General features: G+C 63.5%; 22 protein-coding genes and 1 riboswitch. Of the genes, 8 read left to right on the top strand and 14 right to left on the bottom strand.

From position 1 onward, the window contains the following. Positions 1-48 precede the first annotated feature (48 nt). The 3 genes from ACO07W_RS14595 to ACO07W_RS14585 form a co-directional block, all read right to left on the bottom strand. Entirely contained in the window at positions 49-2,625 is a 2,577-nt protein-coding gene (locus ACO07W_RS14595) for a heavy metal translocating P-type ATPase (protein ID WP_421846007.1), read from the bottom strand. Between the two features lie 346 nt (positions 2,626-2,971). After that, positions 2,972-5,119 carry a 3-hydroxyacyl-CoA dehydrogenase NAD-binding domain-containing protein gene (locus tag ACO07W_RS14590; protein ID WP_421844221.1) on the bottom strand — a complete coding sequence of 716 codons (2,148 nt, stop codon included), beginning with the start codon at positions 5,117-5,119 and terminating at the stop codon, positions 2,972-2,974. Positions 5,120-5,161: 42 nt separating this feature from the next. Continuing rightward, positions 5,162-6,373, bottom strand: coding sequence for an acetyl-CoA C-acetyltransferase (locus tag ACO07W_RS14585; RefSeq protein ID WP_421844219.1), 1,212 nt, complete (start codon positions 6,371-6,373; stop codon positions 5,162-5,164). Between the two features lie 188 nt (positions 6,374-6,561). On the opposite strand from ACO07W_RS14585, the gene ACO07W_RS14580 reads away from it, so the two are divergent. Beyond that, a complete protein-coding gene (locus tag ACO07W_RS14580) occupies positions 6,562-7,782 on the top strand; it encodes a pyridoxal phosphate-dependent aminotransferase (RefSeq protein ID WP_421844217.1) in 1,221 nt (406 codons plus the stop codon). On the opposite strand, the gene ACO07W_RS14575 is transcribed toward ACO07W_RS14580, so the two are convergent. The 4 genes from ACO07W_RS14575 to ACO07W_RS14560 are packed head-to-tail and all read right to left on the bottom strand — an operon-like array spanning position 7,775 to position 10,339. Further along, entirely contained in the window at positions 7,775-8,230 is a 456-nt protein-coding gene (locus tag ACO07W_RS14575; RefSeq protein WP_421844215.1) for an SRPBCC family protein, read from the bottom strand. The genes ACO07W_RS14580 and ACO07W_RS14575 overlap by 8 nt on opposite strands. Positions 8,231-8,269: 39 nt before the next feature. Continuing rightward, positions 8,270-8,737, bottom strand: coding sequence for an SRPBCC family protein (locus ACO07W_RS14570; protein WP_421844213.1), 468 nt, complete (start codon positions 8,735-8,737; stop codon positions 8,270-8,272). A gap of 59 nt (positions 8,738-8,796) precedes the next feature. Beyond that, positions 8,797-9,876 (bottom strand): CaiB/BaiF CoA transferase family protein, encoded by a 1,080-nt coding sequence (locus tag ACO07W_RS14565; protein ID WP_421844211.1) that lies wholly within the window; start codon positions 9,874-9,876, stop codon positions 8,797-8,799. 22 nt (positions 9,877-9,898) lie between these two features. Beyond that, on the bottom strand, positions 9,899-10,339 hold the full coding sequence (locus tag ACO07W_RS14560) for an SRPBCC family protein (protein WP_421844209.1): 441 nt from the start codon (positions 10,337-10,339) through the stop codon (positions 9,899-9,901). A gap of 83 nt (positions 10,340-10,422) precedes the next feature. On the opposite strand from ACO07W_RS14560, the gene ACO07W_RS14555 reads away from it, so the two are divergent. Continuing rightward, the gene (locus ACO07W_RS14555) at positions 10,423-12,093 is read left to right on the top strand and encodes an alpha-keto acid decarboxylase family protein (RefSeq protein WP_421844207.1); all 1,671 of its coding nucleotides are present in this window, start codon (positions 10,423-10,425) and stop codon (positions 12,091-12,093) included. Between the two features lie 40 nt (positions 12,094-12,133). Then, positions 12,134-13,278 (top strand): IS3 family transposase gene (locus tag ACO07W_RS14550; protein ID WP_421840069.1). Its coding sequence is split into 2 segments (ribosomal slippage): positions 12,134-12,401 and positions 12,401-13,278, totalling 1,146 coding nucleotides; the frame shifts between segments, so codons are not numbered across the junction. 198 nt (positions 13,279-13,476) lie between these two features. Here ACO07W_RS14550 and ACO07W_RS14545 read toward each other — a convergent pair. From ACO07W_RS14545 to ACO07W_RS14535, 3 genes are all read right to left on the bottom strand, one after another. Continuing rightward, complete coding sequence (locus ACO07W_RS14545) at positions 13,477-14,106, bottom strand: fatty-acid--CoA ligase (RefSeq protein ID WP_421846006.1); 630 nt, start codon at positions 14,104-14,106, stop codon at positions 13,477-13,479. Between the two features lie 382 nt (positions 14,107-14,488). After that, complete coding sequence (locus tag ACO07W_RS14540; protein WP_421844205.1) at positions 14,489-14,932, bottom strand: universal stress protein; 444 nt, start codon at positions 14,930-14,932, stop codon at positions 14,489-14,491. A 439-nt stretch (positions 14,933-15,371) separates the two neighbouring features. Further along, positions 15,372-16,226 carry a phytanoyl-CoA dioxygenase family protein gene (locus ACO07W_RS14535; RefSeq protein ID WP_421844203.1) on the bottom strand — a complete coding sequence of 285 codons (855 nt, stop codon included), beginning with the start codon at positions 16,224-16,226 and terminating at the stop codon, positions 15,372-15,374. A 51-nt stretch (positions 16,227-16,277) separates the two neighbouring features. Here ACO07W_RS14535 and ACO07W_RS14530 point away from each other — a divergent pair, with 51 nt between their 5' ends. The 3 genes from ACO07W_RS14530 (at position 16,278) to ACO07W_RS14520 (ending at position 20,612) form a co-directional block, all read left to right on the top strand. Next, a complete protein-coding gene (locus ACO07W_RS14530) occupies positions 16,278-16,853 on the top strand; it encodes a TetR/AcrR family transcriptional regulator (RefSeq protein WP_421844201.1) in 576 nt (191 codons plus the stop codon). Positions 16,854-16,973: 120 nt separating this feature from the next. Continuing rightward, on the top strand, positions 16,974-18,515 hold the full coding sequence (locus ACO07W_RS14525) for a long-chain-fatty-acid--CoA ligase (RefSeq protein WP_421844199.1): 1,542 nt from the start codon (positions 16,974-16,976) through the stop codon (positions 18,513-18,515). A gap of 184 nt (positions 18,516-18,699) precedes the next feature. Beyond that, positions 18,700-18,786: riboswitch (Fluoride riboswitch) on the top strand. Between the two features lie 479 nt (positions 18,787-19,265). Next, positions 19,266-20,612 carry a PPE family protein gene (locus ACO07W_RS14520; RefSeq protein ID WP_421844197.1) on the top strand — a complete coding sequence of 449 codons (1,347 nt, stop codon included), beginning with the start codon at positions 19,266-19,268 and terminating at the stop codon, positions 20,610-20,612. A 118-nt stretch (positions 20,613-20,730) separates the two neighbouring features. Here ACO07W_RS14520 and ACO07W_RS14515 read toward each other — a convergent pair whose 3' ends face one another. Further along, positions 20,731-21,906, bottom strand: coding sequence for an acyl-CoA dehydrogenase family protein (locus ACO07W_RS14515; protein ID WP_421844195.1), 1,176 nt, complete (start codon positions 21,904-21,906; stop codon positions 20,731-20,733). Positions 21,907-22,099: 193 nt separating this feature from the next. On the opposite strand from ACO07W_RS14515, the gene ACO07W_RS14510 reads away from it, so the two are divergent. Then, the gene (locus tag ACO07W_RS14510) at positions 22,100-22,936 is read left to right on the top strand and encodes an SDR family NAD(P)-dependent oxidoreductase (RefSeq protein ID WP_421844193.1); all 837 of its coding nucleotides are present in this window, start codon (positions 22,100-22,102) and stop codon (positions 22,934-22,936) included. Positions 22,937-22,978: 42 nt separating this feature from the next. Here ACO07W_RS14510 and ACO07W_RS14505 read toward each other — a convergent pair whose 3' ends face one another. Genes ACO07W_RS14505 through ACO07W_RS14495 form a run of 3 tightly spaced genes read right to left on the bottom strand, consistent with a single transcriptional unit; the run spans position 22,979 to position 25,641 of the window. After that, positions 22,979-23,410 (bottom strand): hypothetical protein, encoded by a 432-nt coding sequence (locus ACO07W_RS14505; protein WP_421844191.1) that lies wholly within the window; start codon positions 23,408-23,410, stop codon positions 22,979-22,981. Beyond that, positions 23,407-24,423, bottom strand: a complete 1,017-nt coding sequence (locus tag ACO07W_RS14500) for an NADP-dependent oxidoreductase (RefSeq protein WP_421844189.1) — start codon at positions 24,421-24,423, stop codon at positions 23,407-23,409. Before ACO07W_RS14500 ends, ACO07W_RS14505 begins: the two co-directional genes overlap by 4 nt. Positions 24,424-24,480: 57 nt before the next feature. Further along, the gene (locus ACO07W_RS14495; RefSeq protein ID WP_421844187.1) at positions 24,481-25,641 is read right to left on the bottom strand and encodes an acyl-CoA dehydrogenase family protein; all 1,161 of its coding nucleotides are present in this window, start codon (positions 25,639-25,641) and stop codon (positions 24,481-24,483) included. 89 nt (positions 25,642-25,730) lie between these two features. Here ACO07W_RS14495 and ACO07W_RS14490 point away from each other — a divergent pair, with 89 nt between their 5' ends. Continuing rightward, positions 25,731-26,219: a winged helix-turn-helix transcriptional regulator gene (locus tag ACO07W_RS14490; RefSeq protein ID WP_421844185.1), complete on the top strand. Its 489-nt coding sequence runs from the start codon at positions 25,731-25,733 to the stop codon at positions 26,217-26,219. The last annotated feature ends 5 nt before the right edge of the window (positions 26,220-26,224 follow it).

The raw sequence follows: 26,224 nt of genomic DNA, 5'->3' as shown, positions 1-26,224 counted from the left end.
GCTTGGACGAGTGGGCTCAGATCGCAGAGGTGTGCGCCAGCGGCAACGTCAGCCGCACGCCGAACCGGCGGAGGGTTCGCGTTGGGAAGCCCCGACTTGCACCTCAGGTTCAACACGTTCAATCGTGGTCGCCTGGGCCGGAGACAGCGGTTCAACACTGTGCCGGCGAAGCCGGTTGGCGTTGCCCACCACCGACAGTGAGGACAAAGCCATGGCAGCGGCGGCGATCATGGGCGAGAACCGCAGCCCGAGCAGCGGGTATAGGACGCCGGCGGCGAGCGGGATGCCGACCGCGTTGTAGACCATGGCGAAAAACAGGTTCTGTCGAATGTTTCGCATGGTGAGGCGCGACAGCCGGATGGCGGTGACCACCCCGGCCAGCGACCCGGAGATCAAGGTGATGTCAGCTGCTTCGATAGCCACGTCGGTACCGGTGCCGATGGCCAGCCCGACATCGGCTTGAGCTAGGGCTGGTGCATCGTTTATGCCGTCACCGACCATCCCGACCCGGCGTCCCTCGGTTTGCAGCCGACGGATCTCGCCGGCTTTATGTTCGGGTAGGACTTCGGCGAGCACCCGTGACACGCCCACCTGGCGCGCGATCGCCGCGGCGGTGCGGGCATTGTCCCCGGTAATCATCACCACCTGTAGTCCCAGCTTCTGCAACGCCGCGATCGCCGCGACGGAATCGTCTTTGACCGTGTCGGCGACGGCAAGCGCTCCGGCCGGCCGGCCGTCGACAGCGGCCAGGATCGGTGTTTTTCCTGCGGCGGCGAGATTGGCGCCTTTACGCTCGAGTTCGGCGGTCTCGATGCCGTTTTCAGCCAACAGGCTGGCGGTCCCGACGAGCACTTCGCTGTCTCCGACGGTGGCCCGAACCCCTTTTCCGGTGATCGAAACGAAGTCTTTGGCAGTGGACACGTCGATGCCGCGATCCCGGGCGCCCTGCACCACAGCACCGGCAACTGGGTGTTCGCTTTCGGCTTCCGTGGCCGCAACCAGGGCCAGCAGGTCGTTCTCCGCAAACGTTCCAGCACCGTCGATATCGGTCAGGGTCGGTCTGCCAGCGGTGACGGTGCCGGTCTTGTCAAGCACGATGGTGTCGAGCCGATGCGCGGTCTCCAGCGCTTCGGCCGAGCGGATCAAAATTCCCGCGCCGGCCCCTTTTCCGGTGCCGACCATAATCGACAGCGGGGTGGCCAGACCCAGCGCGCAGGGGCAGGCGATGATCAGCACCGCCACCGCCGACACCAGCGCCTGCGTCAATGCCGGTGCCGGTGCCGGACCAACGACAAACCAGATCGCAAAGGTGGCGATGGCGATCGCCATGACGACCGGAACGAAGTACGCCGAGATCGCATCCGCGAGCCGCTGGATCGGGGCTCGGGATGTCTGCGCTTGCTGCACCATCCGGATGATTTGGGCCAGCATGGTGTCGGCGCCAACTTTGGCCGCACGTACCCGCAACGATCCGGTGGTGTTGACGGTGGCACCAATGACGGCGTCGCCGGCGTGTTTGGTGACCGGCATCGATTCTCCCGTGACCATGGCCTCGTCGACGGCGGACTGTCCGGACAACACCGTGGCGTCGACCGGGATTTTCTCACCGGGCCGGATCAGAATCTCGTCGTCGACGACGACATCTTCGATGGGTATCTCCGTTTCGGCGCCGTCGCGCAGCACCCGCGCGGTACGCGCCTGCAGGCCAAGTAAGGCGCGGATCGCTTCTCCAGTGCCGGCCTTGGCTCGGGCTTCCAAGAGTCGCCCCAGCATGATGAGGGTGAGAATGACGCCGACGGCCTCGAAGTACACATCGCGCACTTCGGCCGGCAGGGCGGTGGAAGCCACCGTGACGAGCACACTATATCCGTAGGCTGCGAGCGTACCCAGCGTGATCAGGCTGTTCATGTCGGCGCTGCGATGCGCCAGCGCCAGCCAGCCGGTGCGATGGATTGGCCAGCCCACGTAGCACATCACCGGGGTGATCAGTGCCAGCTGAACCCAATTGTTCAGCAATACCGCCGGCACCCAATGACTGCCTAATGGGCGCGCCATCACCGCATACAGCACCGGCGCGGTAAGTACCGCGCCGATCAGCACCCTGCGAATCAGGTCGGCGATTTCGGCTTGCCGTTCTGCGGCTTGTGCGGCTTCAACGTCGGCGGCGACCGGCTCCTCGATACCGGCCGCCGGCGTGCCGTCGAGAACGCTATCGGCCCCAGCGGGTTCGACGGACCCGGTGTGCTCGGCGTCGGGGATGACCACCAGGGTGCCGCTGATCATGTTCATGCTGCACACAAACCCGAATGACCCCGCCTGATGTGGGGTGAACCGGACCGTGGTGCGCTGATGCGCGGGCAGCGCCGCTGAAAGGTGAAGATCGGGAAAGACCACCCGGGAGCTGCAGTCCCCGGTTTCCTGCCGGTCGAACTCGATCTCAACCGGAATGCCTTGGCGCACTTGTACGACGTTGGGACTGTACCCGCCGCGAACGGTTACCTGAACCCGCTGAACCCCGCCGCTTAGCGCCGCGGCATGAGCGCTGCGGGGGGCAAAGAAGTACCACGCCAAGCCGGCGATGGCCAAGACCGCACCGACAACGACCGCAACGTCAACGCTCGACACCATGACCTCCTCGCCTGGCAATGCCGATCAGACGCAGCACCGTGCTGGTACTCCAGAAAACCCAGTGGAACAACGCCTTTGATGCGATACTGGCACGGCCGGGCGCTGACCGCCGTCCCGCCCAGCATGAGGTCAGCATATCCCTTCTGAGCAACGAGCTACGTCGCTTGCCCCGAGGCGCTGAACTGGCCGTGGCATCGAAACTGACAGATGCCGGCGAACATGTTGGCCCGCCGAAGATTCCCACGACGACCAACACTGCCCAAGCCCGCGCTGGTTGCCTACCGTAGGCATGCATTAAGCCCCCAACATGTTTGGGGGCTTAATGCGTTTTCTCCCACAGCGGCTAGCTCAACAGGGACTCCGGCGGCAGGAAACGGTCACCGTAGGTGGCTGCCAACTCGCGGGCTCGGGCCACGAAGGCCTCCTTACCCGTTCCGGCCGAACCTTGGTAGCCAACGATGTACTGAGCGCTGCCGCCCGTCCAGGGTGGGAAGCCAATACCCATGATCGACCCGATATTGGCGTCGGCGACACTCGTCAGCACGTTCTCGTCGAGGCATTTCTGCGTTTCCAGCGCCTCGGCGAACAACATCCGGTCGATCATGTCTTGCAACGGTGGGCGCGAACTGCCGGACTTGAACGTTTCGCCCAGCCCGGACCAAAGACCGGTGCGCTTTCCGTCGGTGTAGTCGTAGAAACCGGCACCGTTGAGACGCCCCGACCGTTTGAGTTCGATCATCTTCTCGACAACCGCCTCAGCCGGGTGCGGCACGTAGCTGCCACCAGCATCCTCCACACCCTTGCGAGTCGCGACGGCGATCTTGTGCATCAATTCGAGGTTGAGCTCATCGGACAGCTGCAGCGGCGGCGCCGGGTAGCCGGCCTGCGAGCCGGCCTGCTCAATGCTGGCCGGCGCAATCCCCTCACCAAGCATCGCCAGCGCCTCGTTGACGAAGGTGCCGATGACGCGTGAGGTGAAGAAACCACGGCTGTCGTTGACAACGATCGGTGTCTTGCCGATCGCCAGGGTGTAGTCGAACACCCGAGCGAGCGCCTCGTCAGAAGTCTTCTCGCCCTTGATGATTTCGACCAGCGGCATCTTGTCCACCGGCGAGAAGAAGTGAATCCCGATGAAATCTTCCTGCCGCTTGACCCCGGTCGCCAGGCCGGTGATCGGCAGCGTCGACGTGTTCGACCCAAGCAGCGCGTTGGGCTCGACGACGTCTTCGATCTCCTGGAAAACTTTATGTTTGAGGTCCTGATTCTCGAACACCGCCTCAATGACGAAGTCGACGCCGGCAAAATCGGAGGCGTCGGCTGTCGGGGTGATCCGATCCAGCAGCTCCTTGGACTTCTCCGCGGTGGTGCGGCCCCGCTCCAGCGCTTTGGCTTGCAGCTTCTCCGAGTAGCCCTTGCCCTTCTGCGCGGCTTCTAGAGTGACGTCTTTGAGGACAACGTCGTAACCGGCCTTGGCCGAAACAAAGGCGATGCCGGCGCCCATCATGCCGGCACCGAGCACACCGATCTTCTTGATTTGCGTCTTGCCGATGCCATCCGGCCGCGACGCGCCGGAATTGATGGCCTGCAGGTCGAAGAAGAAGGCCTGAATCATGTTCTTGGCCACTTGCCCGGTGACCAGTTGGGCAAAGTAGCGGCTTTCGATCCGGCTAGCCGTGTCGAAGTCGACCTGTGCTCCCTCGACCGCGGCTGCCAGGATCGCCCGCGGCGCGGGCATCGGGGCACCTTTGAGCTGCTTGCGCAGGTTCGACGGGAACGACGGCAGGATGGCTGCCAGCGCCGGCGACGACGGAGTGCCGCCAGGCATCTTGTAGCCCTTCTTGTCCCAGGGCTGCTCGCAGGCTGCGGGATTGGCCGTGATCCATGCCTTGGCGGCAGGCACCAGCTCCGCGACCGTCGGCAAGATCTCGTCGACCAACCCGACGTCCTTTGCCTTGGCCGGCTTGAACCGGGTGCCCTGCGCCAACACCGACACGAAGGCATTCTGAATACCAAGCATCCGCACGGTGCGGGTTACCCCGCCGCCGCCCGGCAACAGCCCCAACGTCACCTCGGGCAGGCCTAGCTGGCTGCCCTTGACGTCGGCGGCAATGCGGTGATGACAGGCCAGCGCGATCTCCAGGCCGCCACCGAGTGCGGCTCCGTTGATCGCGGCGACAACCGGCTTGCCCAGCGTCTCCAACGTGCGCAGCTGCTTCTTGACCGTCTCGACAGTGTCGAAGGAGTCGCCGGCATCTTCGGGCCCGGCATTAATCATCGCGGTGAGGTCTCCGCCAGCAAAGAATGTCTTTTTCGCGCTGGTAATAACCACGCCGGTGATCGAATCCTTTTCGGAAACGAGGCGGTCTACGGTTTTGCCCATCGATTCGATGTACGCCTCGTTCATCACGTTGGCTGACCCTGAGGGGTCATCCAACGTCAGCGTGACTATGCCTTCGGCATCCTTGTCCCACTGGATTGTGTTGTCCGCCATTTGTTTTCTCAGCTTTCCTTCCCGGCAGTAGTCAAGCGATCGTCAGACGCGCTCGATGATGGTTGCTACGCCCATGCCGCCACCGATGCACAGCGTGACGAGCGCACGCCGGGCGTCGCGCCGCTCCAGTTCGTCGACCATGGTGCCCAGAATCATCGCGCCGGTGGCGCCCAGCGGGTGGCCCATCGCGATGGCGCCGCCGTTGACGTTGAGCTTCTCGTCGGGGATGTTCAGGTCTTTCTGGAACTTGAGCACCACTGAAGCGAAAGCCTCGTTGAGCTCAAACAGGTCGATGTCGTCGACGGTCAGTCCGGCGCGGTCCAGAACCTTGCGGGTGGCCGGTGTCGGCCCGGTCAGCATGATCACCGGGTCGGACCCGCTGGTGGCGGTGGCGACGATGCGAGCCCGCGGAGTTAGCCCCTGCGATTTCCCGGCGGCCTCGGTCCCGACCATGACCAGCGCCGCGCCGTCTACGATGCCGGAGCTGTTGCCACCGGTGTGCACGTGGTTGATCTTCTCCACCCAGTGGTACTTCTGCAGAGCCACATCGTCGAAGCCGCCCAGCGCGGCAAGGCCCTCGAAGGCCGGCTTCAGCTTGCCTAGACCCTCTTTGGTGGTGTCGGGGCGCATGTGCTCGTCGTGGTCGAGAATCAGCAGGCCGTTCTGGTCGCGAACCGGCACCACCGACTTCGCGAAGTAACCGCCCGACCACGCCTGGGCGGCCTTCTCCTGGCTGCGCAATGCGTAGTTGTCGACGTCTTCGCGGGAGAAGCCCTCGATAGTGGCGATAAGGTCTGCGCCGATTCCCTGCGGCACGAACATCACGTCGTAGTTGGTTGCTGGGTCTAGCCCCATGGCGCCGCCATCGGATCCCATTGGTACCCGGCTCATCGACTCCACGCCGCCGGCCAGCACCAAGTCATCCCAGCCCGAGCGCACCTTCTGTGCAGCCGTGTTGACGGCCTCAAGACCCGATGCACAGAACCGGTTAAGTTGCACTCCACCGGCGGTATCGGGCAAGCCGGCGGCCAACACCGCGGCACGGGCAATGTCACCGCCCTGGTCCCCGACCGGAGAAACCACGCCGAGGATGACGTCGCTGATCAGATCCTCGTCGAGGTCCGGATTGCGTCTACGTAGCTCGTCGATCAAGCCGACGACCAGGCTCAATGGCTTGACCTCGGTCAGCGATCCGTTCTTTTGCTTGCCACGCGGGGTGCGGATGGCCTCATAGATGAAAGCTTCTTCGGACATGTCGACTTCCTATTCGGAAAGAAGGGATACGGATCCGTATTCACGATGTGGTCCAGTAGGGGCCACAGTAGCAGGGTTCTCGGCCAACCTGTTGGTTGGTCGGCGCTTTGCCACCGCGGCCAAGAGTGGAGTTTCGAGCAGTCCCCGGCGGTTCCGGCCGCATGGCCGCCGTCATAGGCTCGTCCCCCATGACGGTGTCGCGACTACGGCCTTTTACAACCACGGTTTTTGCCGAAATGTCAGCGCTTGCCACCCGCATCGGCGCAGTGAACCTCGGACAGGGCTTTCCCGACGAGCCCGGGCCATTGGCGATGCTGCAGGCTGCTCAGCAGGCCATCGCCGACGGCGTCAACCAGTACCCACCGGGAATCGGTATCCCGGCTTTGCGGCACGCTATCGCTGCCCAGCGTCGGCGGCACTTCGGTATCGAGTACGACCCCGACAGCGAAGTGTTGGTGACCGTCGGGGCCACCGAAGCTGTTGCCGCGGCCGTGCTCGGCCTGGTGGAACCCGGCTCAGAGGTGCTGCTGATCGAGCCGTTCTATGACTCCTACTCACCAGTGGTGGCTATGGCCGGCGCGCGGCGAGTTACCGTACCGCTAACCCCGGATGGGCGCGGCTTCGCGCTGGACACCGACGCGCTGCGGCGCGCGGTCACACCACGGACCCGCGCGCTGATCGTCAACTCGCCACACAACCCAACCGGGGCGGTGCTCAACGCCACCGAGCTGTCGGCCATCGCAGAGATCGCGGTGGCCGCGGACCTGCTGGTAATCACCGATGAGGTCTACGAGCATCTGGTGTTTCCCGCACCTGCTGGCCAGCACCACACCGAGGTCCCCCGACACCTGCCGTTGGCCGGCTTCGATGGCATGGCCGAGCGCACGATCACCATCTCAAGCGCCGCCAAAATGTTTAACTGCACCGGTTGGAAGATCGGTTGGGCGTGCGGCCCAGCCGAACTCGTCGCCGGAGTGCGCGCGGCGAAACAGTATCTGAGCTACGTCGCGGGTGCTCCGTTCCAGCCCGCGGTGGCCTTGGCGCTCGATACCGAAGACAGCTGGGTGGCCGCTCTTCGACGTTCGTTGCAGGCCAGACGAGACCGACTCGCGTCCGCCTTGACCGAGATCGGGTTCGGCGTGCACGACAGCTATGGCACCTATTTTCTGTGCGCCGACCCGCGTCCGCTGGGGTACCACGACAGCACCGCATTTTGCGCTTCGCTGCCCGAGAAAGTCGGAGTGGCGGCTATCCCGATGTCCGCGTTCTGCGGCACCGAGCCGAAGCCCGCGGCAAGCCAAGATTCGGTGTGGAACCACTTGGTGCGCTTCACGTTCTGCAAGAACGACGACACCCTCGACGAGGCGATACAGCGGCTGGCCGCGCTGCGCGATCAACCGGCTAGGTAGCCGGGCCTTGCTCCTCGGCCCCGATCACCCGCGTTCGTAGCCCCTCCAAAGCGGCGTGGAGGATCTTTTCTCGGGCTCGGTTGATCCAAAATTCAGGCAGCGGCGCCGAGGGTTCAACCGTAATGGAAAAGCGCACTCGCGTTGCGCCGTCAACCTCGCGGCGCAGGTTGTATTCACCGTGCTGGCCGTGTTGTTGGGCGGTCTTGTGAGCGTCCCACACCATCCAGTCCGGTCCCCAGTGGTATTCAAGCAACTGAGTGTCGACGATGCCGGTCACCTTCACGGTGACCTTAACGTGGTGTGGGCGCCCGTCGGGATGAGTGTCGATGACGTCGACTCGTTTATGCACCGAAGACCAGGATGGCACTGAGTCCATGTCGGCCAGCGCCTCCATGATCGCGTCAGGGGGCGCGTTGATCACGACTTCGCGCGATGCTTGCACGGCCATCGTTACCAAGTTAGCAACAGCACGGCGCTCGCGGCGGTGTCAAGACTTCGCCGTACCACCCGAGCCAGATGTGCCGCCACCGGCGATCAGCTTGGCCAATCCCTTCGCCGCGGCGTCCAAGACATGTTCGCTTGCCCGCTTGACGATGAAGCCCGGAATTGGTCCCGCTGGCTCGACGGTGATATCGAAACGCACCCGCGTCTTGTCGATACCTTCGGGCTTAACGGTGTATTCGATATGCTGGCCGCGCTGCTGGAAGGTCCGGTCGGCGTCCCAAACCACCCAGTCCTTGCCCCAGTGGTACTCCAGGATTTCTTTGTCCACGAGCCCCAGAATCTTGACGGTGGCCTTCACGTGGTGCGGTCGCCCATCCGGGTAGTAGTCGATCACTTCGACATGCTTGTGCAGCGGCGACCAGTCGGCCAAGACACCAACATCGGCCAGCGCCTCCATCACCACCTCCGGGGGCGCGTCAATGACAAATTCCCGCGATGCTTTTACGGCCACTGCTTTCAAGCTAGCAATGCTGCTGTGTTCCCGCGCGGCGTTGGGCGCAGAACAACCCGCTACCACCCGATATCGGCGAGAGGTGTGGTCGCGGCCGGAGGTCGCTGGACCGGTCCCGCCGGGGTGCGAGAGAAGCGCGGCGCCGGTGCTGCCTGATCGACGCCATGCACGGTGGTCATCGTCGCTCGTGCGGTCAGGTGTCCGCCGCCCGCGGCTTCGCTCCATGTCAGCACTGGCGTCACACACGCATCGGTGCCAGCAAAAACCTGCGTCCATTCGTCACGCGTGCGGCTAGCAAACCGTTCGGCGAGCACAGCACGCAGCTGCGGGTAACCGGCAAAATCGAGTTGATTGGGCACATCGTCCGCCGACAGGCCGAGCCCGGCCAGCATGGCCGCGAAGAATTGTGGCTCGATAGCACCTACCGCCATGTACTTGCCGTCGGAGGTCTCATAGCAACCGTAGAACGGGGCGCCGCCATCAAGCAGGAAGGACTCGCGCTTGTCACGCAGACTGCCAGTGGCCTTCATGGTCCACATCATCTGGGCCAGCAGGCTGACCCCATCGACCATCGCGGCATCGATAACCTGGCCCTTGCCTGACCGTTCCCGCTCGTAGAGCGCGACCGCGATGCCCAACAGCACCAGCATCGATCCGCCGCCGAAATCGGCCACCAGGTTCAGCGGAGGCATCGGCGGCCGATCGGCGTAGCCGAGCGCCGACAGCGCCCCGGTCTGTGAGAGGTAGTTGATGTCGTGGCCCGCGGTGGGGGCCATCGGCCCGTCCTGGCCCCAGCCGGTGATACGCGCGAAGATCAAACGGGGGTTGACCGCCAAACAGTCATCGGGCCCGATGCCGAGTCGCTCGCAAGTTCCAGGCCGGAAACAGTCCAGCAGCACATCTGCCTTCGCGGCCAACTCGCGCAGCGCCTCGGGCTGCGTCTTGACGTCCAAATCCACGATCCGCTTGCCGCGATGCATGAGGTCGCGATCCTCGGACGGCATGGTCAGGCCTCCGGGGCGACGAACCCGCACGACGTCGGCGCCAAGATCAGCGAGCACCATTCCCGCGTGCGGGCCAGGGCCGATACCGCCGAGCTCAATGACCTTCACCCCGGCCAGGGATCCTGTTTCCGTCACGCTCTGCACAGTAGCGGCGCGCTCAGCCGCCCCGGACTTTGAGCACCCGCTTGCGCAGCCCGTCCGTATTCAGCTCCATGACCCCTTTGACGGCGCGCTTCATCACAAAACCAGGCATTGGCACGATGGGGTCCACCTTCAGGTCGAACTTCGCGTGCGTCTTGTCGCCCTGCGGGGTCAGCGTGTAGCGGCCCTCCTGGGAACGAGACGCTTTCGAACTCTCCTGAATCCAGCTGACGCCGTCGTCGTGCCATGTGTACGCGAGCACGATCTCGTCGCTAACACCGGCGATCTTCACCTTCATCCGAGCGCGGAGGGGTCGACCGTGCTCGTCTCGATCGAGCACTGTAGCGCTCTCGTGGATCGACGACCAGTCCGGCATTGTCTCGACGTCCACGATGACAGCGAGGATCTCTTCCGGGCTTGCTTCGATGACTACTCCGCGTGACTCGTTGACTGCCATAGCTGGGACGATAGCGCAGCGCGTTGTCTCCCAGAAGGGTTTCGACTGCGGGGCAACCAAGACAAACGCGTACCGTCGTCTCCGTGACTAGTGCGACGACGAATGACGCGGCCACGGCCTCGTACGCCCCCGATAATTCCGGTTACACCGTGGGCGACTACTTGCTCGACCGCTTGGCCGAACTCGGCGTCTCGGAGATATTCGGGGTTCCGGGCGACTACAACCTGCAATTCCTCGACCACATCGTCGCTCATCCCGATATTCGGTGGGTGGGCAGCGCCAATGAACTGAACGCCGGCTATTCCGCCGACGGATACGGGCGTCTGCGCGGAATGGCAGCTGTGGTAACGACATTCGGAGTTGGCGAGCTATCGGCGGTCAACGCGGTCGCTGGCAACTATGCCGAACACGTGCCAGTGGTGCACATTGTCGGCGGTCCCACCAAAGACGCTCAGGGGACCCATCGAGCACTGCACCATTCGCTCGGCGACGGCGACTTCGAGCACTTCTTCCGCATTAGTCGCGAAATCACTTGCGCGCAAGCCAATCTCATGACAGCGACAGCCTGCAGAGAGATTGACCGGGTGCTCAGCGAGGTACGCGAGCAGAAGCGGCCCGGATACCTGCTGTTGTCGAGCGACGTGGCACGCTTCCCCACCGAACCGCCCGGCACGCCGCTGGCCCGCTACACCGGCGGCACCAGCCCACGAGCGTTGTCGATGTTCATCGACGCCGCCACTGAACTCATCGCCGACCACCAGTTAACAGTGCTCGCCGACCTACTGGTCCACCGCCTGCAAGCGGTCAAGGAGCTCGAGGCGTTGCTCGCGGCCGACGTGGTGCCGCACGCCACCTTGATGTGGGGCAAGAGTCTGCTCGACGAAAGCTCACCGAACTTTTTGGGCATCTATGCCGGCTCGGCCAGCGCCGAACCAGTACGCACTGCCATCGAGCAGGCGCCGGTGCTGGTGACCGCGGGGGTGGTGTTTACCGATATGGTCAGCGGTTTCTTCAGCCAGCGGATCGACCCCACCAAGACCATCGACGTCGCCCAGTACCAGAGCAGCGTGGCCGGTCAGGTCTTCGCTCCGCTGGAAATGGGCGCCGCACTCGAAGCGTTGTCGGGGATCCTGGTCCGGCGCGGCATAAGTTCGCCGCCGGTGGCGCCGCTGCCCGATAACCGGGCCATCGAAGCACCAAAGAAAAACCAAGCAATTACCCAGCGCGCGCTGTGGGACCGGTTGTGCGCAGCGCTCACCCCGGGAAACGTGGTACTCGCCGATCAAGGGACGTCGTTCTACGGCATGGCAGATCACCGGCTGCCATATGGAGTCACCTTCATCGGCCAACCACTGTGGGGCTCAATTGGTTACACGCTACCTGCGGCCCTCGGAGCCGGAGTGGCGCATCCGGACCGCCGGACGGTTTTGCTGATCGGCGATGGGGCCGCGCAGCTGACTGTGCAGGAACTTGGCACGTTTGCCCGCGAGGGACTGTCGCCGGTCATCATAGTGGTCAACAACGACGGGTATACCGTCGAACGGGCGATTCACGGAAAGACGGCCCCGTACAACGACATTGTCAGCTGGAAGTGGACCCAGCTTCCCGAGGCACTGGGAATCACCGATCATCTAGCCTTTCGGGTGCAGACTTACGGCGAGCTCGACGAAGCACTCACCGCCGCCGCCGAAAACCAGGACCGGATGGTGCTCGTGGATGGCGTGTTCCCCGTGAATGAGTCCAGCTTGTTTTAGAGTCTCGTGGCCCTAAACGTGGGCTGGAAGGGACAAGGAAATGGCTGGTCGTAAGAGGTATGCCGCCGAAGACATTGTGCGCAAGCTGCGCCGAGCTGATGAGCTGGCCGCCGGCGGCAGCTCCGGTGAGCAGATCGCTGCCGAGCTGGGGGTATCGGCGGCCACCCTGTACAACTGGCGCCGAGCCTACGGGGGAATGGATCTCGATGCGGCCCGCGAGCTCAAGGAACTGCGCGAGCAAAACGGGCGGCTCAAACGGCTGTTGGCCGAGGCCGAGCTCGTCAAAGACGCCCTACGTGAGGTGGCCAAGGGAAAATTTTGAGCCCAGCCGCCAAACGCCGCGCCGTGGACATGCTCACAGAAGTCAAGGGCATCTCAGAACGGTTGGCGTGCCAAGCGGTTGGGCTGGCCCGCTCAACCTACCGACGTGTCCGTATCGACCAGACCCCGGCGGACCCGGATGCCGATCTGCGGGCCTGGCTGCGTTCCTACGCCCGCAAACACCCCTGTCACGGGTTTCGCCGTGCGTGGTCGGCGTTGCGCTACGACGAGCATCACCAGGTCAACAAGAAGAAGATCCACCGGCTGTGGCGCCAAGAGGGACTGCAAGTCGCCGTCCGCTCCCCACGCAAACGTGGTGGTGTGCCCTCAGTGCCGCCGATCATCGCCGATGCCCCCAAGGTGGTGTGGGCGCTGGATTTTCAGTTTGACTCCACTATCGACGGCAGGTCGGTCAAGATCGCCTCGATGCTCGATGAGCACACTCGCGAGTCGCTGCTGGACATGACCGCACGCTCCATCACCGCCGAGGCGCTGGTCGACGAGCTCGAGCGAGTGTTCACCACTGCCGGGGGTCCGCCCACGGTGCTGCGCATGGACAACGGGCCGGAGCTGATTTCTCAAGCGTTGCAGCAGTTTTGCGACGGAAAAGTCGGGCTGACCTATATCCCCCCAGGTCAGCCCTGGAAAAACCCCTACATTGAATCCTTTAACAGCCGCTTACGAAAGGAGTGTCTGAACCGCAACTACTGGACTGACCTGCTCGAAGCCAAGGTGGTGATCAGCGATTTCAAACACGAGCACAACCACCGCCACCGCCACTCATCGCTGGGTTATCGCACTCCGGCCGAATACGCTGCCCAATGCAGCCACACCCATCACCCCATAGCCTGCGACATCAACTAAAATCCAGATCAACAACAACCTGGCTCTAATTCCAGGTGGACCCGATATCGGGGACCAGCCATGGAGGCCGTCTTGCCGCGGCTCGAAATCCCGAACCTGCTGGGCCAACTCGTCGGAGACTTGTCGCCGGAAGGCGACCCAAACCGCTGAATCAGCCGTGCAGCCAAGCCCTTTGCCCATCGGCAGCGAGCGGCCCACTCACCGCGGCGCCTCGATCCGCATCGAGTCGAAGAACCTGCCGACAAATAACGGCGGGTAGGCGCCTACCCCCACTCGGCTCATCCACTGGGCGGCGGCGTCCGGATGGTCGATCCACTGCCGGGCGCTGTCTTCGCCGGGGAACTCCTGCAGGACCAGAACTTCGTCCGCATTGTCAAAAGCGTGGTAGATCCACATCTTTCGGACACCGGCGGTCGTGAACTTGTCCAATGCCATCCTGATCTCCGCGGTCAGAGCCGACACGTCGTCGACCGACGCGAACGCGGCCATCACGACTCCGGGTGGGCCGCTGACCGGCGAAGGCGTCGCAGCGAATCTCTCGAAAAGCTCTCCGGCAAACACGGCCGGAATGTCGTCGGCCCCGAACGCGTCGAACCAGTCGAAGAAGACTCGCGACCGCAGCAATTCCACGATCGGCTCACGACTGTGCACGCCGATCATCACCAACAGGCGGCCATAGTCGTGCGTGGAGGTGTAGACCAGCACGTGGTAGGCGCCGATGTCGGCCAGAGCCGCCTTGTTCTGTTCCAGCAATTCCCATACCGCGCTCGGATCCGGAACGCGGTAGTCCCAAGCGATCAGCAGCGAATGAATGTCGGTGGCTGTCAACGCGCTTGTGTCCTTCGACAGATTTCCGGCGAAACGACAGGGCAGCCCGCCCGGAACACCAGACGTGTTGATGCCGCCCACGATGGGCATGGCCGCCTTGCGCCGCGTCGATCCACAGCCGATCGGCGGGCGCTCCAGACCGGTGGCGGATAACCACCCCTCCTCATCGATCGCCTCCGAGTAGCAGCTGGATCGTCGAGGTATAGCCGGATAACACTCTACTCGCCAACCGATGTCGCCCCCCGCACCCGCGGGCCGCAGTGCAACGACAGGCAACGCTCGGCTACGGACCGTACTCGCCAGTGAACCAAGCTGTGACCGGAAAACGGCTAGCTACAGACGCCGCACGCCAGGCCGATACGGGCTAATTGGAGTTGCTGCGCTATCCCGTGGTGTTCACGACCAAGACTTCAGTCTTGGACTTCCGCGAGATATTGGCGGGTAGGGAGAACCATCGCCCAAGGGTCTTGTCGAGTCCCACATTGCCCACCACCAGCAGATCGGCGTTGGACTCTTCAGCGACGTTGACCAGTGCTTTCACCGGAGTGCCGTGAACTGGCCGGATATCGATGTTCTTGGCCCCCGCGGCCCTGGCCCGCTCCCTGGCTTCGCGTAACGTCTCGTAGATGGGCGCATTGCCCAGCGTTTTGTAACCCTCGCTCTTGAGGATGTCCGCCGCACGTAGATCCGCCGCGTCGGACAGGTGTCCGATCGCGATGATCAGCTTGGCGTTCGACTTGGTGGCTATCGCGGCGGCGTGGTCGACCGCACGCATCGAAGTCTCCGAGCCGTCTGTCCCCACCACAAGGGTTTGATAGGCGGTCATGTCGTGGTCCTCCTGAGTAACGCTGCCGCCGGCGTCCCGGGATACGCCGGTAGCCCAGCGCGTGCGGTTTTGTTGGCGGCTATGTACAGGTCTTGTTCTGCTGGCTGGCACCAGATTGCTGGCAATGGTTGGCGCTGCGACGAGCCAGGAAGGGCGGGGACGGTTGGCCCCGCAGAGTCAGGCAAGAGTCACGATGATCACATCTGTAACAGATCTTGCAGTTCCATGGTGCAGGCAAATTCGGCCAATTGCACGCCAGTGTGGCGTAATCGCCAACAGAACAAGCACGGTGATGCAGATCACGTCAGAGCTGTTGCCCGGGAAAACTGCCGCACCAACCAATCCCACGACGAGGGCCGCGTCGAGGGGCGTCGGTCAAGTAGGTCGAACACGGCCGGCTTGCCAACCGGGCGCGCCGCCGTCGACTAGCCGACAGCTCTCATACCGGTGCCACGCCCGGTTCGAGCAGACGTTTGGGATGCATTCCGTCCACCTGGCCAATGAAGGGCGGATGAATGCTGTAACCAAGCATCCGCCGGATGTCTTCGGAGACGGCGCGCACGGTGTCTCGGGTCATCGATAGCCCGAATGCCTCCTGGGTGCGCAACCACGGTTCGCAATACTGGGCCGTGAGCGCTAGGCGGGAATCGCTAGACCGATTGGCCCCGCCACCGTGCCACAGTGTCCCGAGAAAGAAGACGCAGGACCCGGCGGGCATGATCACCGGTTCGCGATCGGCATCTGCGGGCAGGCGGTCGCCCCAGCGATGGCTGCCCGGGATGATATCTGTGGCGCCGTTGTCGGCAGTGAAATCGTCGATCGCCCAAATTGTGGCTGCGCCCAACGCTTTGCGCGGACGCGGTAGCGGGTAGAAGCTTTCATCTGTGTGCAGCAGCTGCGCTTGCTCGCCCGGCAAAATATCGATGACTTGTAGCATCGAAAGCAGATAGTTTGGCAGCAACAATCGATCCAGCAATGCCAACACCCGGGGATGATCGGCGATCCGATCACAGGCGCGGGTCTTGTTCAGCACGCTGTAGACCCTGCGGGTGCGGTGGCCTTCGAAGTTGTTGCGGCCGAACCGATCGAGCAGCGGCGCGACGCTGCGCCGGATTTCGATGAGCTCTTCCGGGGTCAGCATGTCGTGCAGAACGAGGTAACCGTCGCGTAGCACCGCTTCCAGGTCTGCGTCGGCGACCGCGGGATCGACGCTTTCGCCGCTGCTTGGTGTCCACTTATAGGTGGTCGCCAAGTCTTCACCCAGATCGTTTACTGAAGATACTTCTGCACCCACGGGAGCGCCCTTCCGGATTAAAACATAATCTAATTCTGTTATTATTCGAGTGTGGCACGGGCACCGATCGGGCGTCAACAACTCCTCGATTCCGCCCGCCACGAACTGGTCGACAGCAACGGGGTACTAGAGCTTGCCAGCGTGACCCGTCGCGCTGGCCTGAGCACCGGCGCCGTCTATCACCACTTCGGCTCCAAAGCCGGTTTGCTAGTGGCAATTTGGGATGCATTCTACGAAGGGCTCAGCCAGGCAATCGCCGATGATCGGCTCCCCGACACCGACTGGGCCAGCCGCGAGCAAGAGCGCACCCGACATTTCGTCGCCTATCACTTCACCCAGCCGTTGGCACCGCTGCTGGTCAATCGCGTCGCCCCTGACCCCGCGCTGACCGAGATCGAGGCTGTCTACATCCGGAACCTCGGAGACCTGGCGGCGACCAACATTCGCCGCGGCCAGCGTTCGGGGGACATTGCCGCGGCGGTCGATGCAGACAGCGCCGGCCACTACACCATCGGCGGCCTCCGTCAGGGCATCGCGCAGCAACTACGCCTCACACCCCGTCCGGAGATCGACCAAGCCGCCGAACGACTCTGGCGGCTCATCGCGGCAACCCTCGGACTTTGCTAATAAGCACTGCTAGTGGCTTCGTCGATTAGCCGCCGGTGTGCAGTAACACCCATCGTGTGTTCTCAGAAATCGGGCCGGGCTAGCGTCGAGCGACAACCAGCACCCGCCAAAGGAGTCACCGTGAAGAACAACCTCGGCCTACACCTGAAAAAGCGTGCACTGCTCAACCCCGACCGTGAGGCGGTCGTCGACGTCAACACCGGTGCCAGGTTCAGCTACGCCGAGGCGAACGCCCGCTGCAACCAAGTCGCCAATGCTCTTACCGGGGCAGGGCTTCGCCCTGGCGACCGTGTTGCCACGTTGCTCATGAATGGCTACCAATTCGTCGAGACCTTCTACGGTGTGGCGAAAGTCGGCGGGGTCATTGTCACGCTCAACTGGCGTTTGGTTGCAGACGAACTCTCGTTCATCCTCAAAGACAGTGGCGCAGAAACGATGATCTTTGCCACCCCGTTCACCGCGATCTGCGCCGAGCTGCACGCTCGAGGCACTGGCGGAACGGCTATCACACGTTGGCTCCACGTCGGTGCGCCTGCCGACACGCCCGAATGGGCCGAACACTATGAGACGGCTCTGGCCGGCGCCAGTCACGCCGAACCAGAGATTGCCGCCGCGGACGACGACCTACTTTTCATCATGTACACGTCGGGCACAACCGGGCTACCAAAGGGTGTGATGCACAGCCACAGCAGCATGCTGTGGGCCTTGATCACGACCTCGGCAACCGCCGATTTCCGCAAGCGCGACCGCTTCGTCATCTGCCTACCCTTGTTCCACGTCGGTGCCCTCACCCCACTCATGAGCATGATCTATTTGGGCGGCACCTGCTTGATCATGAATCAGTTTGACGCTCAGCAGATTTGGGAGTTGTTCAGCACCGAACAGGCCACGGGCACCCTGGCCGTACCTGCAATGTTGCAAGCCATGCTCCAAACGCTTGACAAAGAAACCCATGACTACTCGTCGTTGCGTTGGGTGATGAGTGGTGCCTCGCCAGTTCCGGTGAACCTGATCGAGACCTACGCCTCGATGGGGATCGAGGTCCATCAGGTCTACGGCCTGACCGAGGTGGGCGGTCCAGCGTGCCTTATCGACCCCGACGACGCCATAGCGAGAGCCGGTTCCACCGGCAAAGCGTTCTTCCATACCGAGGTCATGGTGGTAGGCGACAACGGCCTCGAAGCGCCAGTGGACGTCCCCGGTGAAGTCCTGGTCAAAGGCCCGAACATCATGGTCGGTTACTGGAACCGTCCAGAAGCCACCGCCGACACGGTTGTCGACGGGTGGCTCAAGACCGGCGACATCGCAGCACGCGACGCGGAAGGGTTCATCTACATCCGCGACCGCGTGAAGGACATGATCATCTCGGGCGGCGAGAACATCTACCCCGCGGAGATCGAGAACGTCATTCTCGGCGTAGACGGCGTGCAGGACACGGCGGTGATCGGGATCCCCTCAGAAAAATGGGGTGAAAGCCCACTCGCCATCGTTGTACGTGCCGACGAGACCGTCACCGAAGACGCGATCCTGGGCGCTTGCCAACACAGCCTCGCCCGATTCAAACAGCCGGTTCGGGTCGAGTGGATCGATACGATCCCGCGTAACCCGACTGGCAAGGCGCTCAAACGCATACTCCGCGAGCAATACGCCGCTGGCGCATAGTGGGCGTTCAAAGCCTGCTAAACCTGGTGACAGAGAGCGTGTTTCGCGCGAAATCGACTCGAATCGATCCGAAAACCCTCGCGCTAGGGCAGCAGCTGAAACGCACCCAAACCAGGTTAGACACGTGGTCGGCTTGACCAACTCGCATAGCGTTGCTTAACTGGTTAGTTAACTGATAGCAAGTTTGTAACTGGGTGATGGTGTCCGCCCGGAAGGTGATGTCGCCAAACACCTTCCAAACCGCCTTAAGGCTGATGGCGCCTGCGAACTAAGGAGTCGCAGGTGACATGTGTCTTTGTGGAGCTACCTTTGAATTGCGTTGGCGTTCAACGGCCAATACTGCCAACGAGTCGTCGGTCGAATCGCGATGGGCCACGTTTATTGGCGCGGCGACGCCGTCCTGTTGCTGCACCCACCCGGCCACTGCGACCGCGCGCGGCCCCGACAGCACAAACGCCACGAATGTAGTGGCTCGTATGCGCGTCGGTCGGTGCAGCGAGCCGGGCCAAGAAGCGTTGGGCGCAACATGTGCTGCCCTATTTCGATCTAGCCACTCTGCACGTAGGGGCTCCGAACAGCCACGGCGGAACCGAGCTGACACGCCACCGCTCGTAGCCGACATCGTGATGTCCCCAGCATGGCCCTCGCTGCTAGTCAGCGTCGATGCCCGCCAGGCGTGGGTGAAGTTCTAAGGCCAGGCCCACCGAAGCCGCCAACGCGAGGTCACACAGGTAGGGAGGGAACACGGCTATGGATTTCGCGATGTTACCGCCGGAAATCAACTCCGGCAGAATGTATACCGGCCCCGGCTCGGGGCCGATGCTGCTGGCGGCGACGGCCTGGGAGGAGCTGGCTGCCGAACTCGATTCAACGGCGGCTTCCTATGACGCGACAGTGTCCGGGTTGGCGGCCGGTCCTTGGCTGGGTCCCGCGTCGGCCTCGATGGAGGCAGCCGCCGCACCATATATCGAGTGGCTCAACGCAAGTGCCGCGCGCGCCACGCAAGCCGCAGCCCAAGCCAAAGCGGCGGTAGCCGCCTATGAGGCGGCGTTCGCGATGACGATACCGCCGCCGGTGATTGCGGCCAACCGCAGTTTGCTGATGACGCTGGTTGCGACCAATATTCTGGGGCAGAACACACCGGCAATCGCAGCCAACGAAACCCAATACGAACAGATGTGGGCCCAGGATGCCGCCGCGATGTACGGCTACGCTGGCCAATCGGCGGCAGCGTCGGCGTTGACGCCGTTCAGCCCGGTTCCGTTGACCACCAACCTCACCGGGGCTGCTGGCCAGGCGGCTGCAGTGGAGCAATCCATCATCGCCGATGGCCCGCAGGTGATCAGCGCGCTAGCCCAGGCACTGCAGGCGCTGGCAACACCCGCAGCATCGGCATTGCCACTATCGTCTTTGTCGCCCTTGGTGAGTGGCTCCGGGTTGGCCGGATTGTCGACAATCTTGTCGCTGATCATTATTCCCCTTACAGCGATCGACCTGCCCATAGCGGCTACCAGCGCCACCGCGTCGGCGACTAGTGCGACGGCATCACTGACATCGGCAGGAACGACGGTGCGAGGCTTAGAGATCAACGCCGACCGTGACTTCGCAAAAGGCGACGGACCGTTCACCGGCCACGGGCCAGGTGGACACCTGCTGCCGCAGTGGCTCTTCGGCGGACCGTCGACCGCGCCACCGGTGAGCGCCGGCATGGGCCAAGGAAACGCCGTGGGCAAGCTGTCGGTGCCGTCGGCCTGGACTGTGGCGGCGCCGGCATTACGCTCCGTCGCTTATGCACTGCCGAGCACCGGGCCAGCGGTTTCTCCCCCAGCAGTTACAGCCACCAGTGGGAGCCTGTTCCCTGGCATGGCGCTTGCCGGTGCGGCCGGATACACCATGGGCAGCGACGAGCGCTTCAGGGCAGCCGGCCAGGGCAGGCTGAGGCCGCTACAACGGCAAAGACCCGAGGAGCCGACTGAAATAGCAACCGAGTTGCGTGAGCTCGCCGAACGTGCGCAGTCGCTCCTGGCCAAGCTCGCCAACTCTGGGCTCATGACCAACGCCGAAGTCATCGAACAACGGCAACGTTTCCCCGACTAGATGCCTTTCACCGACATCGTCAAATGGACCGCACCGGCCGCTAATGCGACAAGGAAGTCACCGACCACCGCGGAAAGGTCGGCAGGCCTGGGGCTGTCGGCAGAGATGCATCGGTGTTTCAGTAGCTTCTCGGCAACTTCAAGGTATGCGCGCCGAGGAAATTCAAGATCATCTCCTGGCTGATCGGGGCGATCTTCAGCAGTCGGGCCTCACGGAAGTAGCGCGCGACGTGATACTCCTCCGAGTAGCCCATACCGCCGTGGGTTTGCAAGGCCCGATCCGCGGCAGCAAAGCCGGCATCGGCGCACAGATATTTGGCGGTATTGGCTTCGCGCCCACAGGGTCTGCCGTGATCATAGAGCCAGGTGGCTTTGCGCAACATCAGTTCCGCGGCGTCTAGCCGCGCCAGGGAGTCCGCGAGCGGGAACTGGATCGCTTGATTCATTCCGATCGGCCGATCGAACACCTCGCGCTCGTTGGCGTACGTCACCGCCTTGTCCAGCGCCACCCTGCCGATCCCGAGCGCTTCAGCCGCGATCAGCATCCGTTCCGGGTTCAGGCCGTCGAGGATGTACTGAAAACCCTTTCCTTCCTCGCCGACTCGATCTTCAACGGGAACTTCCAGGTTGTCGATGAACAACTCGTTGGAACCAACCGCGTTGCGGCCCATCTTGCGGATCGGCCGGATCTCGACCCGGTTGCGGTCGAGGTCGGTGAGGAACAACGTCATCCCGTCGGTTTTCTTGGACTGTTCCTGGCTGACTTGGTACTGCCGAGTGCGGGTGAGCAGCAGGATCTTGTCGGACTCCACCGCTTTGGATATCCATACTTTCCGACCGTTGACCACATAGTGATCGCCTTGGCGTTGGGCAAAGGTTGTGATGCGTGACGTGTCGAGCCCTGCACCAGGTTCGGTCACCCCGAAGCACACGTGCATATCGCCGGTCGCGACGCGGGGCAGCGTGCGGCGCTTGAGTTCCTCGGAGCCGTGCACAACCACCGGCTGCATCCCGAATATCGACAGGTGGATCGAGCTGGCAGCGTTCATGGCGCCGCCGGATCTGGCGACTTCTTCGAGGAGCAGGGTGGCTTCGGTGATGCCGAGGCCGTGACCGCCGTAGGCCGGCGGAATGGTCATTCCCAGCCATCCTCCGTCGGCTATCGCCCGGTAGAACTCGGTCGGAAACTCGTGCGCGCGATCTTTTTCCATCCAGTAGTGATCGTCGAACTGTCGCGTCAGCTCCGCGACCGACCGGCGAATCAGCTGTTGGTCGTCGGTCAGCTCGAAATTCATTCCATCGCCGGGCACGAGTGCGTCTCAGTCCTTGTTACCGACGAGTCCTTCGCGCACGGTGGTCACGCTATTAGTGTCGCACAACACCTTCCCCGGCTTTGTCCTTTAGCGGCAATGCCGGCACAACCCGTCGCTGCCGCGCCGGCGTCACCCTGCCGGTTGAGACCGGACGCGCTGAAATAGGGTTCGGTTCGTGGACGGATTCCAAGGACGCGGAGCGGTCATCACCGGCGGCGCCAGCGGCATCGGGTTGGCTACCGCCGTTGAGTTCGCCCGTCGCGGCGCCCGGGTGGTGCTGGGCGACATCGATGCGTCCGCGCTGGACAAAGCCGTGGCGCGGCTTCGCGCTGAGGGATACGACGCGCATGGAGTCACCTGCGACGTGCGGGATCTGAGTCACGTCGTTCATCTCGCAGACGAAGCTTTCCGACGACTGGGCCGCGTCGACGTCGTGTTCAGCAACGCCGGCATTGTCGTCGCGGGTCCGATGGCGCAGATGACCCATGACGACTGGCGTTGGGTCATCGACATCGACCTGTGGGGTTCGATTCATGCCGTCGAAGCGTTCCTACCGAGGTTGCTCGAGCAAGGCACCGGCGGCCACATCATCTTTACCGCGTCTTTCGCCGGGCTGGTACCCAATGCGGGCCTCGGCACATACGGGGTGGCCAAGTACGGCGTCGTCGGCCTCGCCGAGACCTTGGCCCGCGAGGTCAAAACCGATGGGATCGGAGTGTCGGTCCTGTGCCCGATGGTCATCGAAACCAACCTCGCCACAAACTCTCGGCGAATCCGCAGCGGGGACAGCGAAGAATCGTCGACGCCCGACGCCGCCCAGACGCCGGCGGCCATCGCCCAGCAGGACGACAGCATGAGCATCGACGACATCGCTCGCCTGACGGCCGACGCGATTCTGGCCAACCGGCTCTACATACTCCCCCACGCGGCCGCCCGCGATTCGATCCGCCGCAGGTTCGAGCGCATCGATCGCACCTTCGACGAGCAAGCCGCCGACGGCTGGCATCACTAGCTCGGCCGGCACGTCGATCCGCTGGTGGACCACACCCAGACGCTAGTTCGCAGTGCGGGATCTGTGATCCCGCAGAGCCGCCCATGCACCCGTGCACCACAGCGCCCAGATCACCAGCAGCGGCTGAAATAGCAACCGGACGCCGCGGGCCAGGTCAGAGTTGAGCCCGAAAGCGTCGGTGTGCGTGACAAATTGGGAGATGTTGCCGGGAAATATCAGCACAAAGAAGCCCGCCGCCACCCAGCCCAACAGTACTTTCCGCCGGGTCACCAACACCAGGCTGGCTCCGAGCGCGATTTCCACCACACCCGAGGCGACCACAACCAGGTCGGCGTTCAACGGCAGCCACGGCGGCACCTGTGCGTAGAAAGACGTTCGAGCGAAACTCACATGACCGACCCCGGCGAATACGAGGAAGCAGCCGAGGATAAAACGTGCGATGAATCTGCCTGCCGCGGCGGCGTTTCGAGTCACCGGCTGCTGGGCAGCGCGAGGATCAGTTTGCCGGTGTTCTCACCTCGGAAAAGCCGCAGCAGTGCTTCAGGAAAGTCCGCGACGTCGCCGTGGATCACGTGCTCTCGAGACACCAACTCTCCGCTGCGCAACCACGCGGCGAGTTGTTCGACGCCTTCGGCGTAGCGGTCCTCGTAGTCGAAGATCACGAAACCGGTCATCGATGCGCGCGCCACCAGCAGCTGCATGTAGTTGACGGGCCCGCGGTTCAGATCGGAGGTGTTGTACTGCGAAATCGCCCCGGACAGCACGATGCGGGCGCCGCGCGCCAGGCGCGCCAGTGCCGCCTCGAGCGCTTCGCCGCCGACGTTGTCAAAAAAGACGTCCACGCCGTTGGGGGCATGCTCTTTGAGCTGGCGGCGTAAGTCGCCCAATGTGTGATCGATCGCGGCGTCGAACCCGAGTTCGTCGGTGAGCCAGCGACACTTCCGCTCGCCGCCGGCGATACCGATCGTCCGGCAGCCCTTGATCCGCGCGATCTGCCCGGCGACGCTGCCCACCGAGCCGGCCGCGCCTGAGACCAACACGGTCTGGCCAGGTTCGGGTCGCCCAACGTCGAGCAGGCCGAAGTAGGCGGTCAGGCCGCTGATCCCGAGAACGCCGAGGTGCACCGGGGCCGGCGCGAGGGCCGTGTCCAACCGGGTGACGTCGCGTCCATCCGATAGCGCGTAGCGCTGAACACCGAAAAGTCCGGATACCTGGTCGCCGACGGTGATGTCGGGGTGACGCGACTCGATGACGCGTGCGGTGCCAAGCGCGCGCATGACCTCGCCGATTTCGACGGCGGATATGTAGGTGCGGCCCGCGTTCATCCAGGCGCGCATCGCCGGGTCGATGGATAGGTATTCGACCTCGACGAGGAACTGCCCTTCGGCGGGCTCGGGAACTGGCTCATCGACCACGTCCCAATCCGAAGACTTGGGCAGGCCTACTGGTCGCGCGGCGAGCCGGCATTGAGTGTTGACTCGCGTCACGATCCCACTCCTTAGTTGGTAGTCCGGTCATGCGTGAACATGGCCGGTCCGTTGCGGTCAGAGCATCGATATGTCGGCCTGCTGGCCGAGCAGAATGCGGCCGGGTAGCTCTCGCGACGCTTCGTTGACCTGGAAGTGCGCGGTGGCGGTGAACGCGTCGCGAAATCGCCGCTGCAGGGGCGCATCGTCGTAAATGGCGGTGCCGCCCGCCAGGTCGTACATCGAGCGCACCACGTCGGCTGACGTCCGCGCACCGTGGGTGGCGGCCAGGCGCAACCGGTTTCGCATGTCGACAGACACTACGTCGCCGCGTCGGCTGACCTGCCAGGCAGCGTCGATCGACTCATAGAACAGCGCCCGCGCTGCGCCGATCTCCGACTCGGCGGCGGCAACGGCGGCCTGTGTGGCCGAGCGTTCGGCCAGTGTCCGCCGAGATCCGAGCTCCTTCTTTTCGCCGGCCAGCTCGATCAGGTCGTCGATGGCTGCCCGCGCGTTGCCCAGGGCCGCGGCCGCGATGGACAGCGCGAAGAACCCGAACACCGGGAAGCGATACAACGGCCGGTCTATGGTGGGCCCATCGAACAGCGAGAACACCCGATCGGCCGGAACAAAGACCTCGTCGGCCACGGTGTCGTGGCTGCCTGTTCCGCGTAGGCCGAGTGTGCGCCAGGTGTCGATGACGGTGAGGTCGTCTTTGGCCAGCGCGACCACCGATGGCACCTTGCGATCATCAAGCATGCATCCAGCGAACATCGTGTCGGCGTGGCCGATTCCGCTGCAAAATGCCCACCGCCCCGACACCACCATGCCCCCGTCGACCGACCGCGCTGTGCCGCGTGGCGCCCACACGCCCGCCGCGACGGCTCGCCCGTCGCCAAATAGCTCCGCGCGGGCGGTGGCGGGCAGGTAGGCGACCAGCAGGCTGCTGGTGATCGCGATCGACACGCACCACCCGGTCGAGGCGTCCCCGCGTGCGATCTCTTCGGCCGCCCGCAGCGCGCTACCGGGCGCCAGTTCCAAACCGTTGACTTCGGCCGGAGCACCCGCGCGCAGCAGGCCGGATTCCCCGAGTGCCGTGAGCAACTCGCCGGGAAGGCACCGGCCGCTGTCGATCTCGCCCCACAGGGGCCGGGCCACCTCCGCGATGTGCTGGGCAACCGCCGTGATGTCGCTTTCGACGTGATTCGGCGCGGTGATCGTTGTGTCCGTCTCGCTCATCGGGGCCTCGACATTCAGGTTTGACGTGACGTCGTTCAAGAACGTTACCAGTGATGGTTCAGTCAGTGAACCGGTATGATTATTGAACCATGCCGGCTTCTACTGATCTTTCGCACCGCTTCGAGGGCGAGTCTGTTGGTCGCGCTCTCGAACTGGTCGGCGAGCGGTGGACGCTGCTCATCTTGCGCGAGGCGTTCTTCGGGGTGCGCCGCTTCGGGCAACTAGCGCGCAACCTGAGCATTCCCCGGCCCACGCTTTCGGCACGGCTTCGGATGCTCGTCGAGGTCGGTCTGCTCGATCGAGTCCCGTATTCTCGCGATCCCGACCGGCACGAGTACCGGCTCACCGAGGCCGGCCTGCAGTTGTTCGGGGCGATTGTGGTGTTGATGCGCTGGGGCGACGAACATTTGCCGCACCCCGACGGTGTCCCGATCGAGCTTCGCCACGACACCTGCGGCAAGATCGCCGACCCGCACCTGACCTGCGCGCACTGCGGCACCGAGATCACCGCGCGCAACGTCACTCCCGAGCCAGGACCGGGGTTTTGCGCGCGGCAGCCAACCGACAAGCTCGGCTAGCGGGG

This window comes from Mycobacterium sp. (assembly GCF_965230835.1).
Lineage (GTDB): Bacteria > Actinomycetota > Actinomycetes > Mycobacteriales > Mycobacteriaceae > Mycobacterium.
This window is presented reverse-complemented; position numbering and strand designations above follow the sequence as displayed.

What these genes read in the sequence shown, in the direction of transcription:
- ACO07W_RS14575 (WP_421844215.1), bottom strand. Translation starts at nt 8,230, where the DNA reads ATGGCCGTGCAAGCATCGCGCGAAGTCGTGATCAACGCGCCCCCTGAC.
- ACO07W_RS14590 (WP_421844221.1), bottom strand. Translation starts at nt 5,119, where the DNA reads ATGGCGGACAACACAATCCAGTGGGACAAGGATGCCGAAGGCATAGTC.
- ACO07W_RS14495 (WP_421844187.1), bottom strand. Translation starts at nt 25,641, where the DNA reads ATGAGCGAGACGGACACAACGATCACCGCGCCGAATCACGTCGAAAGC.
- ACO07W_RS14540 (WP_421844205.1), bottom strand. Translation starts at nt 14,932, where the DNA reads ATGACCGCCTATCAAACCCTTGTGGTGGGGACAGACGGCTCGGAGACT.
- ACO07W_RS14580 (WP_421844217.1), top strand. Translation starts at nt 6,562, where the DNA reads ATGACGGTGTCGCGACTACGGCCTTTTACAACCACGGTTTTTGCCGAA.
- ACO07W_RS14515 (WP_421844195.1), bottom strand. Translation starts at nt 21,906, where the DNA reads ATGAATTTCGAGCTGACCGACGACCAACAGCTGATTCGCCGGTCGGTC.
- ACO07W_RS14520 (WP_421844197.1), top strand. Translation starts at nt 19,266, where the DNA reads ATGGATTTCGCGATGTTACCGCCGGAAATCAACTCCGGCAGAATGTAT.
- ACO07W_RS14560 (WP_421844209.1), bottom strand. Translation starts at nt 10,339, where the DNA reads ATGGCAGTCAACGAGTCACGCGGAGTAGTCATCGAAGCAAGCCCGGAA.
- ACO07W_RS14585 (WP_421844219.1), bottom strand. Translation starts at nt 6,373, where the DNA reads ATGTCCGAAGAAGCTTTCATCTATGAGGCCATCCGCACCCCGCGTGGC.
- ACO07W_RS14490 (WP_421844185.1), top strand. Translation starts at nt 25,731, where the DNA reads ATGCCGGCTTCTACTGATCTTTCGCACCGCTTCGAGGGCGAGTCTGTT.